The 14,006-nt window shown below is 68.4% G+C and carries 13 protein-coding genes; 8 read left to right on the plus strand and 5 right to left on the minus strand.

All coding sequences use genetic code 11. The features are described from left to right. The first annotated feature begins 64 nt into the window (after positions 1-64). Positions 65-526 carry a ferritin-like domain-containing protein gene (locus tag ABD693_RS01275; protein WP_344695145.1) on the plus strand — a complete coding sequence of 154 codons (462 nt, stop codon included), beginning with the start codon at positions 65-67 and terminating at the stop codon, positions 524-526. A 3-nt stretch (positions 527-529) separates the two neighbouring features. Further along, positions 530-958: a DUF3597 domain-containing protein gene (locus tag ABD693_RS01280; protein ID WP_344695146.1), complete on the plus strand. Its 429-nt coding sequence runs from the start codon at positions 530-532 to the stop codon at positions 956-958. On the opposite strand, the gene ABD693_RS01285 is transcribed toward ABD693_RS01280, so the two are convergent. Together ABD693_RS01285 and ABD693_RS01290 are read right to left on the minus strand one after the other, a co-directional pair. Then, positions 955-1,836 carry an energy transducer TonB gene (locus tag ABD693_RS01285; protein WP_344695147.1) on the minus strand — a complete coding sequence of 294 codons (882 nt, stop codon included), beginning with the start codon at positions 1,834-1,836 and terminating at the stop codon, positions 955-957. The two genes, ABD693_RS01280 and ABD693_RS01285, sit on opposite strands and share 4 nt — an antisense overlap. 66 nt (positions 1,837-1,902) lie before the next feature. Then, positions 1,903-2,259: a DUF3140 domain-containing protein gene (locus tag ABD693_RS01290; protein WP_344695148.1), complete on the minus strand. Its 357-nt coding sequence runs from the start codon at positions 2,257-2,259 to the stop codon at positions 1,903-1,905. 966 nt (positions 2,260-3,225) lie between these two features. On the opposite strand from ABD693_RS01290, the gene ABD693_RS01295 reads away from it, so the two are divergent. Continuing rightward, the gene (locus ABD693_RS01295) at positions 3,226-5,544 is read left to right on the plus strand and encodes an ATP-dependent helicase (protein WP_344695149.1); all 2,319 of its coding nucleotides are present in this window, start codon (positions 3,226-3,228) and stop codon (positions 5,542-5,544) included. 3 nt (positions 5,545-5,547) lie between these two features. On the opposite strand, the gene ABD693_RS01300 is transcribed toward ABD693_RS01295, so the two are convergent. Beyond that, positions 5,548-7,218 (minus strand): DEAD/DEAH box helicase, encoded by a 1,671-nt coding sequence (locus tag ABD693_RS01300; protein ID WP_344695150.1) that lies wholly within the window; start codon positions 7,216-7,218, stop codon positions 5,548-5,550. 93 nt (positions 7,219-7,311) lie between these two features. Between ABD693_RS01300 and ABD693_RS01305 the strand changes: the two genes are divergently transcribed. After that, positions 7,312-7,554: a glutaredoxin domain-containing protein gene (locus ABD693_RS01305; RefSeq protein WP_344695151.1), complete on the plus strand. Its 243-nt coding sequence runs from the start codon at positions 7,312-7,314 to the stop codon at positions 7,552-7,554. A gap of 31 nt (positions 7,555-7,585) precedes the next feature. On the opposite strand, the gene ABD693_RS01310 is transcribed toward ABD693_RS01305, so the two are convergent. Then, positions 7,586-8,926 carry a serine hydrolase domain-containing protein gene (locus tag ABD693_RS01310; protein ID WP_344695152.1) on the minus strand — a complete coding sequence of 447 codons (1,341 nt, stop codon included), beginning with the start codon at positions 8,924-8,926 and terminating at the stop codon, positions 7,586-7,588. A 108-nt stretch (positions 8,927-9,034) separates the two neighbouring features. On the opposite strand from ABD693_RS01310, the gene ABD693_RS01315 reads away from it, so the two are divergent. The 4 genes from ABD693_RS01315 to ABD693_RS01330 are packed head-to-tail and all read left to right on the plus strand — an operon-like array spanning position 9,035 to position 12,198. Next, the gene (locus ABD693_RS01315; RefSeq protein ID WP_344695153.1) at positions 9,035-9,322 is read left to right on the plus strand and encodes a hypothetical protein; all 288 of its coding nucleotides are present in this window, start codon (positions 9,035-9,037) and stop codon (positions 9,320-9,322) included. Then, on the plus strand, positions 9,319-10,023 hold the full coding sequence (gene pyrF, locus ABD693_RS01320; protein ID WP_344695154.1) for an orotidine-5'-phosphate decarboxylase: 705 nt from the start codon (positions 9,319-9,321) through the stop codon (positions 10,021-10,023). Before ABD693_RS01315 ends, pyrF begins: the two co-directional genes overlap by 4 nt. Positions 10,024-10,045: 22 nt before the next feature. Beyond that, the gene (gene accD / locus ABD693_RS01325; RefSeq protein WP_344695155.1) at positions 10,046-10,903 is read left to right on the plus strand and encodes an acetyl-CoA carboxylase, carboxyltransferase subunit beta; all 858 of its coding nucleotides are present in this window, start codon (positions 10,046-10,048) and stop codon (positions 10,901-10,903) included. Next, entirely contained in the window at positions 10,903-12,198 is a 1,296-nt protein-coding gene (locus tag ABD693_RS01330; RefSeq protein WP_344695156.1) for a bifunctional folylpolyglutamate synthase/dihydrofolate synthase, read from the plus strand. Before accD ends, ABD693_RS01330 begins: the two co-directional genes overlap by 1 nt. On the opposite strand, the gene ABD693_RS01335 is transcribed toward ABD693_RS01330, so the two are convergent. Beyond that, entirely contained in the window at positions 12,195-13,922 is a 1,728-nt protein-coding gene (locus tag ABD693_RS01335; RefSeq protein WP_344695157.1) for an AmpG family muropeptide MFS transporter, read from the minus strand. The two genes, ABD693_RS01330 and ABD693_RS01335, sit on opposite strands and share 4 nt — an antisense overlap. Positions 13,923-14,006: the final 84 nt, after the last annotated feature.

Here is a 14,006-nt window from a genome sequence, read left to right on the forward strand (position 1 = left end):
CGAACAAAGCGGAGGACCGCCGCGTTCGGCACGGGACACTATCCCTCACATGAAGGAGCCTAGCATGATCGGTTCGAACGACAGCAACACCAGCGGCCTCGGCACGCTCGAGACGCTCACCACCACCCTCATCGACAGCATCAACGGCTATCGCGACGCCGCCGAGCATGCCGAGGGCACCCGCTTCCAGGAAATCTTCCGCCGCAATGCCGACGAGCGCAGCCGCGTCGTCGAGGAGCTCCGCGCCGAAATCACCCGCCTCGGCGGCAATGCGCCCGACGACGGCAGCTTCCTCGGTGCGACCCACCAGCGCTTCCTCGACCTCAAGGCGGCGATCACCGGGCGTGACGACACCGCGATCGTCAACGAGGTCGAGCGCGGCGAGGATTATCTCAAGGAGAAGTTCGAACTCGCGCTTAAGGCCGACATCGATCCGCAGGCCCGCACGGTAATCGAGCGCGCCTATCAGTCGGTCCGCCAGGGCCATGACCAGATCAGCGCGCTCAAGCACGGCCTGGAGGCCTGAGCCATGAGCATCTTCGGCAAGATCAAGGACGCCATCTTCGGCCACAAGGATCCGGGACCGGGCAATCGCCCGACTATCCCGGCCGGCATGGCCGGGGGCCCGCCGCTCGGGCAGCAGCCCCAGGCGACCGCGCAGCCGCAGGCCGCACCCCAGGCCTTGGCCCCGGCCGAGCCGGTCGACGTCGACCAGGTGCTGTCGGACATCAGCCGCCAGCGCGGCAATCCCGACCTCAAGTACAAGACGTCGATCGTCGACCTGATGAAGCTGCTGGGCATCGTTTCGAGCCTCGAGAACCGCAAGGAACTCGCGCAGGAGCTCGGCTACACCGGCGAGCGTGACGGCTCGGCAGAAATGAACATCTGGCTGCACAAGGCCGTGATGAAGGGCCTCGCCGACAATGGCGGCAAGGTGCCGGCAAGCTTGCTGGGTTAAGTTTTCGGCGGCGGCGGGGCCGATGGCCGCGTCGCCGCCTTATTCTCTCCGACGACGAAGAGCCGCTGGACGATCCGGGCCCGGGTTGCCGCACCACTCAAGCGGGCGGGATCGAACCAGTCGGCGATCTCGCAAGTGACATCCGGCATCGACGGCCAATCGCCGGATGCCTTTGCGCACGTGGTGATCTTGCCACTTGCCGCAAGCTCGATCCGGTGGACGATGGAGCCGACGAGGCGGCCGTCGGACGGGAACGGGCGCTCCGGCTCCCCGTCGAGCAAACTCTCCATCGTCAGCCGTACCCGAACCGGAGTGCGGCCGGCCTTCCGCGCGGCCTCGCGCAGTGCGGACTGGAGCGGATTTCCGTCGAAGTCGCGGCACTCCTCGTCCGTCGTATCGCTGCGTTCGCCCGCAACCTCCTCGATGGTGTGGCAGTCGCTCGCCCGCGCGAACCTCGCGTTTGGCCCCGCCAGCGTCACCTCCAGGGTGCTGAAGCGGGCAATCCGCACGACCGGCAAGACCCAGCGAATGCGGCCGAAAAAGCTGTCGCGGGTCGGATTCCCGAACTGATCGAGCGCCGGCGCGAACCGCGGCCGCGTCGTCATCAATCGGCAGGTGGCCTCGTCGAGGGTCGCCGATCCGCTCGACGCCACGATGGTGCAGCCGCCGACCCGGCCCTGCGGCGTGACCTCGAGCGTGAAGGCCACCGTCCCCTCTTCGCCGTTGCGAATGGCGTCGACCGGATAATCATCCTCGCTGAGATAGGCCGCGAGATTGGTCCCGGCCTTGGCCTTCGTGACGGCCGGAAAGAGTGGGGGCGGAAGCGGCGGCGGCGCGGTCGGTGTCGCTTGCAAGGCCAGAGCCAGCCACCAACTCATCGACGATCCTCCCCCGGTTGCAGCCGAGGCTAGACTGGCGTGTCCGGGGCTGTCGAGCCGTTGTCGCTATTTCTTCGCCGGATCGTGGCCCCAGTTCTTGAGGCTCGCTTCCCACTTGCTGCCGTCGGGATGCGCGGGCTTCTGCTTCATGTGGCGGTGCACGTAGCCCGTGACCTTTTTCATGTGCGCGAGGTCGTCGGCGTCGAGGTCGGCCTGCTTCTTGTGAAGGAGTTCGACGATCCGCTTGCCCGACTTGTGGCCGACGCTCTCGCCCGATCCCTTGCCGTCCTCGCCCTTCCAGCCGACCTCCTTGCTTTCGGGCGTGTCGAGCCATTTCTCGAGCTGCGCGGGGGTCATGTTCACCGCGTCCTTGAAGTCCTTGACGATGGTCTTGCGCTCGTCGGCGTCGATGGTGTCGGCCAAGATCTGTCTCCTTTGGCCGGTCAACGAGCGAAGGGGCGCCGGTCTCCTACCGGCTTTGGGGCAAGGTTCTCGTGGGTGGCGCGGCGGGCCCGAACGAGAAATGGGGCCCGGCATTGCTGCCGAGCCCCACTGCGCCGAGACAGGTTAGCGGGTGTTCGATCCGTCCGAGAATGCCGCCTCCGAAGAAGCAGAGCTCTCATCCATCGCGATCCTCGCACGCCTTCTCAGGCGTCGCGCCGGTCCCAGTCGGCTGTCCGGTCACCCGAACTCTTCCCCGGAGCTTCCGCTGTTCCAGGCCTTGCGGCCCTTCCGGCGTCCATCCGGCTCTGCCCCGCCTCCAGGCTTCCGCGCCGCCGGTCCGAAGACCCTTGGCAAAGCTGCCTTTCCTCGCGGCGGTCCCGATCCATCCTGTCGCTTGCCGCGACCTCTTCCTTGCGGAAGCGTCCACTTCAACCGACCGTCCGGTCCGACACCTGCCTCCCGCATCCTGCCCGGTTGCCCGGGCTGACCTCGGTCGGCCACCACACTGTCCGTTCGCGGCCCTTCTTGGGACCTTCGTCTCTCGCGCTGCCCTGACCTGCTCTTTCGAGCCTGCCTGGCCTGCGGCGGTGAGACGAACATCTCTTCCGGCGCCTCTTGCCGGCTTCGCTCCGGAGATCCTCCGTTCGGTCCGACCGGGCGTCCTGGGGAAGCCCAATGTTCTCGAAGCGAATTCCACTCCATCGCCTTGCCGGCGGAGATCGGAGTTTTCCGTCTACCCTTGCCGCTGGGCCCTTGCGGACCTTCCCGGAAGGAGAGGCCGTTGCCCCCCGATCACCTGATGAAGATGACTCCGAATCCGATTCGCGCAAAGCATAATCGGCAGGGCCAAGCCTGTGGATAACGGGGAAATCGGGTGCAATCGTTGCACCTCTGTCCCCACCCCGCCTGTTGCCGTTCCGTTCTCCTCGCCCTACCTGTCACCAAGTGCCCGAATCCGCAGCCCTTTCGCCCGAGCCGGCCTATCTTGGCGGCCTCAACGCGCCCCAGCGCGATGCCGTCCTCACGACCGAGGGCCCGGTCCTCGTCCTCGCCGGCGCCGGCACGGGCAAGACCGCCGCGCTGACCGCGCGACTCGCGCACCTCGTCGCAACTCGTCGCGCTTGGCCGAGCGAGATCCTCGCGGTCACCTTCACCAACAAGGCCGCGCGCGAGATGCGCGAGCGGGTCGCCCGGATCAGTGGCGGCGCGATCGAGGGCATGCCGTGGCTTGGCACCTTTCACTCGATCGCCGCCAAGATGCTCCGGATCCACGCCGAGCTCGCCGGGCTGCAGTCGAACTTCACCATCCTCGACACCGACGACCAGTTGCGGCTGCTGAAACAGCTCATCGTCGCCGCCGAGATCGACGAAAAGCGCTGGCCCGCCCGCCAGCTCGCCGGCTGCATCGACCGGTGGAAGAACAAGGGACTGACCCCCGACCAGGTCGATGCGGGCGAGTCGGAGGCCTATGCCAACGGTCGCGGGGGCGAGCTCTACGACCAGTATCAGAAGCGACTGCTGACACTGAACGCCTGCGACTTCGGCGACCTCCTGCTCCACATGCTCGTCATCTTCCGCACCCACGACGACGTGCTCGAGCGCTACCGGACCCGCTTCAAATATCTGCTGGTCGACGAATATCAGGATACCAATGCCGTCCAGTACGAGTGGCTGAAGCTGCTCGCCGAGCCGCGCCGCAACATCTGCTGCGTGGGCGACGACGATCAGTCGATCTATTCGTGGCGCGGGGCCGAAGTCGCCAACATCCTGCGCTTCGAACGCGAGTTTCCCGGCGCGGCCGTGATCCGGCTCGAGCAGAATTATCGCTCGACCCCGCACATCCTCGGCGCTGCCTCGGGCCTCATCGCCAACAATTCGGGCCGCCTCGGCAAGGAATTGTGGACCGAGGTCGACGCGGGCGAGAAGGTCAAGGTGATCGGCGTCTGGGACGGCCCCGAGGAAGCGCGGCGGGTCGGCGAGGAAGTCGAAAGCCACCAGATCCGTGGCGGCAAGCTCGCCGATGTCGCGATCCTCGTGCGCGCCCAGTTCCAGACACGCGAGTTCGAAGAGCGCTTCATCGCGATCGGCCTCCCCTACCAGATCGTCGGCGGGTTCCGCTTCTACGAGCGGGCCGAAATCCGCGACGCGCTCGCCTACCTTCGCCTCGTCCAGTCGCCGTCGGACGACCTCGCCTTCGAGCGGATCGTCAACACGCCCAAGCGTGGACTCGGCGACAAGGCGGTCGCGAATATCCATCGTTATGCCCGTGCCTCTGGCCAGCCGCTGCTTCTTGCCGCCGCGCAGATGCTCGACTCGGACGAACTGACCCCGCAGGCCAAGCGAAGCCTCGGCCGCTTCGTCGGGGACTTCGCCCGCTGGCGGCAGATGCATCTCGCGGCGGCCGACCAGCTGAAAAGCCCGCACGAGCCGCCGGCGCATGCCGAACTGGCGCGGCTGTTGCTCGACGAATCCGGCTACACCGCCATGCTCCAGACCGAGCGGACGGCCGAGGCCTCGGGCCGGCTCGAGAACCTCGCCGAATTGACGCGCGCGATGGAGGAATATGAGAACCTCGGCGCGTTCCTCGAGCATGTCAGCCTCGTCATGGACAATGACGCCGACAAGGGCGGCGACAAGGTCACGATCATGACCATCCATGCCGCCAAGGGGCTCGAATTCCCGGTCGTCTATCTCGCCGGCTGGGAGGAAGGCGTGTTCCCCTCGCAGCGTGCGATCGACGAAGGCGGCACCGCCAGCCTCGAAGAAGAGCGTCGCCTCGCTTACGTCGCGATCACCCGGGCGCGCGAGAAGGCGACCATCATCCACGCCGCCAATCGCCGGATCTACGGCCAGTGGACCTCGTCCATCCCCTCGCGCTTCGTCGGCGAGCTGCCCAAGGAGCATATCGAGGAAGAGACGACCATGAGCGGCGGCGAGTCGCTATGGCGCGCGCAGTGGAGCGAGCAGGGCGACCCCTTCGCCCATGTCGCCGCGCAACGCCCCGACCGGATCGGCACGCGTGGGCCGGGATGGGGCCGCGCCGCGCAGGCCTTCACGCCCGCCCCGCAGCGCGTCGTCGAGGCCCGTGCCTCGGCGGTCAGCCTCGGCAACAAGGGCCGCGACGACCTCAGCCAGGGCCAGCGCGTGTTCCACGGCAAGTTCGGCTACGGGACCATTGCGCTGATCGAGGGCAACAAGCTCGAGATCGATTTCGAGCATGCCGGCCGCAAGCGCGTCCTCGACAGCTTCGTCAGCCTTCCCTGAAGCCTAGCGGCGCGGCGGGCGCGGGCCCCGCGGTGTACGGGGTCGCGGCGGACCGCCACCGGCGGCGTGATGGTCGTCGGGGCTCGAACTGGGTTCGACCATGATGCCATCCTGGGCCATGGCCGGGCTGTTGCGGCGAAGCGCCTTGACGAAGTTCGGCATCGCCCGCGGGCTGACCTCGAAATAGCTGTGCGTCGCCGCGACCTTGATCGCACCGATCTCGCTTCGACCGACGTGGCCGATCCGGCAGATGAGCGGAAGCAGCCACTTGGGGTCGCCGCCCTGCTGGCGGCCGGCGTTGATCCGGAACCAGCCGGCGCCTTCGAACCCGCCATGCTGCGGCCGGCTGTCGTCTCCGGCCGGACCGTCGAGGAGATCCTCGGGCGCGGGCAGGTCGGCGGCAAGCGCCCGGACGAGCGCCGCGGCGACACCGTCGGGGCCGAGTTCCTCGAGCAGCTGCTTGGCAAGCGCCTGGTCGGCTTCCTCGGCCTCGACCGGCTCGCGCAGCTTCTCGAGCAGGCGGGTGCGGTCGCGCTCGCGGATTTCGTCGGCGGTGGGGACGTTGGTCCATTCGACCGGGATCCGGGCGAGGCGCAGCATGCCCTCGATCCGGCGGCGGCGCATGTTGGGGACAATCAGCACCGCAATGCCCTTGCGACCCGCGCGGCCGGTGCGGCCCGAGCGGTGCTGCAGCGCCTCGGCGTCGCGCGGCAATTCGACGTGGATGACGAGGCTGACCGAGGGGAGGTCGATCCCGCGCGCGGCGACGTCGGTCGCGACGAGGACCCGGGCACGGCCGTCACGCAGTGCCTGAAGCGCGCGATTTCGGTCGGCCTGGCTATGCTCGCCCGACAGCGACACCGCCTCGAAGCCGCGCTCGGCGAGGCTCCCGTGGAGCCGGCGGACGGCCTCGCGGGTCGCGCAGAACAGGATCGCGGTCTCGGCTTCGTGGAAGCGGAGCAGGTTGACGACCGCATGCTCGATGTCGGTCGGACGGACAGTCACGGCCTGATAGGCGATGTCGCCATGGCCCGCGTCCTTGCCGAGCGTCTCGATGCGCAGCGCATCCTTCTGGTAGCGCTTGGCAAGCGCGACGATCGGGCGCGGCATGGTTGCCGAGAAGAGCAGGGTCCGGCGCTCCGCCGGTGCACCGTCGAGGATTTCCTCGAGTTCCTCGCGGAAACCCATGTCGAGCATCTCGTCGGCTTCGTCGAGGACGACCACGCGCATCGAGGACAGATCGAGCGCGCCGCGTTCGAGATGGTCGCGGAGGCGGCCGGGGGTGCCGACCACGATATGCGCGCCGCCCTGAAGCGCGCGGCGCTCCTTGATCGGATCCATGCCGCCGACACAGGTGACGACCCTGCCCTGCGCCTCGGCGTACAGCCACGAGAGCTCGGCCGAGACCTGCAGCGCAAGTTCGCGAGTGGGCGCAATGACCAGCGCCAAAGGCGCGGTCGCGAAGGGGAGGCGCTCGCCGCCCTCTTCGAGCAGTTCGGCCGCCATGGCGAGGCCGAAGGCGACGGTCTTGCCCGAACCGGTCCGGGCGGAAACGATGAGATCGCGGCCCGCGACCTCGGGATTGGAGGCGGCGGACTGGACTTCGGTCAGCGTGTCATAGCCGCGCGCGTCGAGCGCCCGGCCGAGCGCCGCGGGGAGTTGATGATGAGGCATAAGGCGGCCCCTTAGAGGTTAATGCGTCGAAACTCCACCGGAACCGTGTCGGCCATCGAACGCTGTCGGGAGCGAGACAAAGGAGCCCCCCAAATGCCGCACGCCCAGATTACCCGCATGGTCCTGCCGGAGCACGAATGCCCGTTCGGCCGCCGCGCCCTCGAACTCTTGAACGAGAATGGCTTCGAGGTCGAGGAGCGCCAGCTCACCAGCCGCGAGGAAACCGACCAGTTCAAGGCCGAGCACGGTCTCAGCACCACCCCGCTGATCGTCATCGACGGCGAGACCATCGGCGGTTGCAGCGACCTCGAGAAATTCCTCTCGGCGCACGTTTGAGCCGACAGGGAGCCGCGGCGGCAGCGGAACGCTAGCGCGAATCCCCGTTGCCGTTCGCCGCGGTCTCCTCGACTTCGGCCGGCCCGGCGCCGCCCTTGTCGAGCTCCATCCAGTCGCGGAATTCGAGACCGTAGAGCATGTCCATGACCTCGAATTCGAGTCCGCCGGGCTGGCTCGTATTGCTGTTCCACAGCGCGACCACGCCGCTCTTGAGCTTGGGATCGAACAGGATCAGCGACCGGTAGCCCGCGACCCCGCCGCGGTGCCCGACGATCTGGTGGCCGGCATAATCATAGGACCGCCAGCCAAGGCCATACCAGGCGTCGCCCAGCCGCTCGAGGAACTTGCGCATCCGGCCGCGCTCACCCGGGGTCTTCACCAGCCGCGAATGAACCGTGTCGAGCACGCGCTGGTCGAGCACGCGCGGCATGCCCCCCATCTGCGCGATCATCCACAAGGTCATGTCCTTGATGTCGCTGTTGACGCCGCCCGCCGCCGGCACGTCGTAATAAGGTTCGAGCACTTCGAGCGGCCGCCGCCCGACACTGTGCGGGCGCGCCCAGCTCTTCGCGGTGACGAGGCCTTCGCGGGTCAGCGACCCGCTCGCCATGCCGAGCGGCGAGAAGAGCTGCTGGACAACCGCCTGCTGGTAGCTTTCGCCGGTCGCCCGCGCGACCATCTCGCTCGCGCTGTCATAGGCGATGTTCTGGTAGGACCAGCAGGTGCCGGGCTGGCAGATGCTGTTGAGCGTCGCCAGTTCGGCGCGCAGCCGCTGCGGCGACTGGCCTTCCTCGAGCTTGTTGTCGAGCGCGTTCTTGTAAAGGCCGAGCCGGTGGCTGAGGGCGTCTGCCACCGTTGCCCGATATTCGTTGCCGCCGGGCAGCTTCAGCCCGGGGGCGAAGTTGGCGACCGGCGCATTGAGGTTGATCTTGCCCTGCTCGGCGAGCTTGGCGACCATGGTCGCGGCCACGCCCTTGCTGACCGACGCCCACCGGAAGACCGTTTCAGGCGTCACCTTCTCGCCCGACCCGGCGAGCGTCTCGCCGTAGCCCGACAGGAAGGTGATCTTGCCGTTCTCGACGATCCCGACCGCCATCCCGACCATCGTCGGCTTGGCCACCATGCGCTTCAGCCGCGCGTCGAGCCGGGCATAGTCGATCCGCTGCCGCGCGGTCGGCTGGACCTTGGCGAGCAGCAGGCTCGCCGCCCGCGTGTCCGCGAGCGCGTTGCCGCCGCTGTCGCTGTCCTCGACGGGCGCGACCACCCGGATGCTGGCCAGCGCGCCGGCCATCAACAGCACGGCCCCGGCGCCGGCGATGACGCTTTTCTTCAGTGACTTGTCCTCCCCGCCCGCCGCCTGAAACAAGCGCATCGTGGGCTCAACCGCCCCTTATCGGCGGGTGCGGCAGGACGATAGGTTGCAGCGACGAACGCATCGCCGGCTGGCCTTGGTCGGTCGCTGGCCTTAAGGAAGCGGCCCATGCAGTTCCTCCGAACGCTTTTCTGGGTGATCCTCGCGGTGTTCGTGGCGATCATCGCGCGCAACAACTGGTCGGACGTCACGGTCAACCTGTGGGGCAGCCTGCAGGCCGATATCAAGCTGCCGGTGCTGGTCCTGCTGGCCGCCTTCCTCGGCTTCCTTCCGACTTTCCTGTGGCTTCGCGCGCGACTGTGGTCGCTCAATCGCCGGCTCGCGCTCGCCAATCCGCCGGCGCCTCCGGCCGCCGAGCCGCTACCCGCCACGCCCGATCCGGAGGCTCTGCCATGACCTCCCCGGTCTATGTCGCAATCGACACCCCCGACCTCGAGACCGCCCGGGCGCTCGCCGGCCAGGTGCGCGACCATGTCGGCGGGCTGAAGCTCGGGCTCGAATTCTTCGCCGCCAACGGGCCCGCGGGGGTCCGCGAACTCGGCGCGCTCGGGCTCGACATCTTCCTCGACCTCAAGCTCCACGACATTCCCAACACGGTCGGCAAGGCCGTCGCCGCGCTCGCGCCGCTGTCGCCCGCGGTGCTGACGGTCCACGCCGCCGGCGGCCACGCGATGCTCGCCGCCGCCAAGGCCGCCGCGCCGGCCGGATGCAAGGTGGTCGCCGTGACCGTCCTCACCAGCCTCGACGCCGCCGACCTCGCCGCCGCGGGAGTCGCCGGTTCGCCCGCCGAGCAGGTCCGCCGGCTCGCCGACCTGACTCGAAACGCCGGTTGCGACGGAATCGTCTGCTCGGGCGAGGAAGTCGCCGCCGTCGCCGAGGCCTGGCCCGGCGGCACCTTCGTCGTTCCCGGCCTTCGCCCGGCCGGCGCCGACGTCGGCGACCAGAAGCGCGTGATGACCCCTGCCGAGGCGCTCGGACGCGGCGCCTCGATCCTCGTCATCGGGCGCCCGATCACCGCAGCCCCCGACCCCGCCGAAGCGGCGCGAAGCATCGCGGCTTCCCTTGCGCACCACTCGCCGCTAACCGCGACCGCTTGATCTCCATCGCAGGTACAAGCGCATGAGCTGGCTCAGCCGGGTTCGTAACTCCATTTCCTTCCTGCCCAAGCGGCAGACCACCGACACGCTCTGGCACAAGTGCAAGAAGTGCGGGTCGATGGTCTTCACCAAGGAGTGGGAAGACAATCTCATGGTCTGCCCGCGCTGCGACCACCACGACCGGATCCGCGCGCGAACCCGTTTCGACCAGATCTTCGACGACAGCCGCTATGACGTGCTGCCGAGCCCCGACGTGCGCGAGGATCCGCTCAAGTTCCGCGACACCAAGCGCTACGTCGACCGGATCAAGGCCGCCCGCACTTCGACCGAGGAGAAGGACGCCTTCCTCAATGCCCGCGGGACGATCGACGGCCGCAAGGCGGTGGTCGGGGTCCAGGACTTCGCCTTCATGGGCGGCTCGATGGGCGTCGCGGTCGGCTCGACCTTCGTCGCCGGCGTCAAGGCCGCGATCGAAGCCAAGGCCCCCTACATCGTCTTCACCGCCGCCGGCGGCGCGCGCATGCAGGAAGGCATCCTCAGCCTGATGCAGATGCCGCGCACCACCGTCGCGCTCGAGATGCTGGCCGAGGCGGGCCTCCCCTATATCGTCGTGCTGACCGATCCCACCACCGGCGGCGTCACCGCCAGCTATGCGATGCTCGGCGACGTCCAGCTGGCCGAACCGGGCGCGCTGATCGGGTTCGCGGGCCAGCGCGTGATCGAGCAGACTATCCGCGAGAAGCTGCCCGACGGCTTCCAGCGCGCCGAGTATCTGCTCGAGCACGGAATGATCGACATGGTCGTCCATCGCGCCCAGCTGCGCGAGCGACTCGGCCGGCTGATCGATTACCTCAGCCCATCGGAGAAGGCGGCCGCCTGATGGCCGACGGCGCCCGCTCGGACCATCCGGGCGTGCAGGAGCAGCTTGATCGGCTGGAGGCGCTGAGCCCCGGCGGCGACCGGCTCGGGCTGGAGCGAATCGAGGCCCTGCTCGCGCGTCTCGGCCATCCCGAGCGCGGGCTCCCGCCGGTGTTCCATGTCGCCGGGACCAACGGCAAGGGTTCGACCTGCGCCTTCCTGCGCAGCGCGCTCGAAGCCGCCGGACACCGCGTCCACGTCTTCACCTCGCCCCACCTTGTCCGGTTCAACGAACGCATCCGCCTCGCCGGCATGATGATCGAGGACGAGCATCTGGCGGCGCTCCTCGCCGAAGTGCTCGATGCAAGCGACGGCATCGGCCCGAGCTTCTTCGAGGCAACCGCCGCCGCGGCTTTCCTCGCTTTCTCCCGCACCCCCGCCGACGCGCTGGTCCTCGAGGTCGGCATGGGCGGACGGCTCGACGCCACCAACGTCGTCGCCGCGCCCGCCGTCACGGGTATCGCCGCGCTCGGCCTCGACCACCAGATGTGGCTGGGAGAGACCCTGGCCGACATCGCCGGAGAGAAGGCCGGCATCGCCAAGCCCGGCATTCCCCTCGTCACCCTCGCCCACCACCCGGAAGCCGCCGCCCGCATCCGCGAGGCCGCCGGGCAGCGAAGCGCTCCGCTTTTCGTCCAGGGCGAGGAGTGGCGCAGCGATGCCGATCACGGGCACCTGCGATATTCGGACTCCAACGATAGCGTCGACCTCCCGCTGCCCGCCCTTCCCGGCGCGCACCAGCAGGATAACGCGGCGCTCGCCATCGCCATGATCCGGCATCAGTCCGCGGTCATGGTCCCCGACGAGGCGCTGGCGAGCGCCATGACCACGACGCGCTGGCCGGCCCGTCTCCAGAAGCTGCGCCCCGGCCTGCTCGTCGGTAATCGCGACGCCTGGCTCGACGGCGGGCACAATCCGCAGGCCGCCGCAGTGCTCGCCAGATCGATTGCCGCGCTCACACGGGGGCGACCGCTGCACCTGGTCGCGGGCATCCTCTCGACCAAAGACGCCGCCGGCCTGCTCGCGCCCTTTCGCGGGCTCGTCGAGTCAGTCCACGCGGTCGCGTTCGATCACGCGCTGGCAATTGCCCCCGGCGACCTCGCGGCCATTTCCCGCCAACTCGGCTTCGAGGCGAGCGCGCATGCCAGCGTCGGCGCGGCGCTCACCGGCATCCCCGCCGACCGTCCGGTCCTCATCGCCGGCTCCCTCTACCTCGCCGGCGAAGTCCTCGCCTTGAATGACGAGATACCGGACTAGGCGGTGTCGCCTTCGGCGGCCCGGGCCGAATCGCTGGCGGGCAAGTCCCCCGCGCCGCCACGCCGGCCGTTCCACGCCTGGCGTACCCATTCGAGCGCGACGAAGCCGATCGCGATCAGGCCGATCTTGGCGGTGAGGTAGAAGACCGGCGCATAACCGACGGCGTCGATCATTTCGCCCAGCGCCGCTCGCCCCAGCGAGCCGATCAGGAAGGTCAGCGACGACAGCAGTGCATATTGAACCGCGCTGAATTCGCGGCTGGTGATCGAGGAAAGGTAGGCGACGAATGCCGCGCCGGCGAGGCCGCCGGCGATGTTCTCACCCGAGATCGCCACCAGCAGTCGGACCATCCGCAGATCGTGCCCGAAGGCGTCGAGCCCGAAGGTGCGGGCGAAGGCATCGATCCCGACCGCGCCCGACGCGAGGTCGGCATAAAGAAGATTGCTCGCCGCCGCGACGATTGCGCCGATCATCAGCGTCGGCATCCGCCCGACGGTGGCGAACAGAATTCCGCCGATCGCGATCCCGGCCATGGTCATGAACACGCCGAAGATCTTGGACGCAAAGGCGACCTCGTCCCCGGTGTATTTGAGTTCCTGCAGGTAGAAGGGGAAGGCGAAGCTCCCCCAGATGTTGTCGGTGATCCGGTAGCTGAGGATCAGGCCGAGGACGACGATCACCCCCCAGCCCAATCGCCGGACCAGTTCGGCGAGCGGCAGGATCAGCGCGGAATAGGCATGGTCTGCGGCGCGCTGGACGCCGGTCTGCGCCGGTGCGTCGGCCTCGAGGACGTAGCCGGGACGCGCGGCCAGCCCGTTAAAGATCGCTGCCACGATCGCCGGGATCAGCACGGTCGCGGCGACGATGAGCGGGCCGTAGTCGCGGGTGAAGTCACCGACCGAGGGTGGCTTGCCGGTCACCGGATCGAGGTCGCCGCCAAGCATGTGGACCATGAAGGCACCGACCGTCCAGATCGCCCAGGCCCAACCCAGGCCCACGACGGCCAGACCGATGTTACGCAACTTGGGCGCGATCGCCCCGGCACGGCGCAGCTTCGTCTCTTCTTCTTCGGTCGCGCCGCGCGGCGTGTCGGGTGCCAGCAGCGTCGCAATCAGGGTGAGCGCCATGAACCCGCCCATGATCGCGTAGACCGTCGGCCAGCTCACTCGCACTGAAAGCACCAGTGCCAGCGCGCCGCCAACCAGCGCGGCGATGCGATAGCCGAACTGGTAGATGGAGGAGAGGATCTCGACCGGTGCGGCCTCGTCGGCGACGTCGATCCGCCAGGCGTCGATCACCACGTCCTGCGTTGCCGAGGCAAAGGCGCCGATCACCGCGATCAGCGCGAAGCTGCCGAGCGCAAGGCGTGGGTCGGAGAGCGACAGGGCGAAGAAGGTCAGCGTCAGGATGATCTGGCAGAGCAGCAGCCAGCCACGCCGCCGCCCGAGCCGTTCGAGCCCGGGAAGCCGCACCCGGTCGACCAGCGGCGACCACAGGAACTTGAAGGCGTAGGCAAGACCGATCCACGACAGGACACCGATGGTTGCGAGGTCGATCTTCCACTCGCCGAGCCACGCGTTGAGCGTTCCGATCAGCAGCGTGTAGGGCAGCCCGGCGCCGAAGCCGAAGGCCAGCATCACCGCCGTCTTGCGGTTGGACAGGGCCGTCGTCAGCAGTCGCCAGCCCTTCGGCGGGCCCGCCTCCATCGCCGCTTCGCTCGCCACTACGTCCCTCTCCCCACTAACCTTCGGCCGGACCCTAGCAGCCGCAATCGCGCTGAACAGGGGGTGAGCGTCGGCGCTGGGCGG

Origin of the sequence: Sphingomonas rosea, assembly GCF_039538065.1 — a bacterium.
Lineage (GTDB): Bacteria > Pseudomonadota > Alphaproteobacteria > Sphingomonadales > Sphingomonadaceae > Sphingomicrobium > Sphingomicrobium rosea.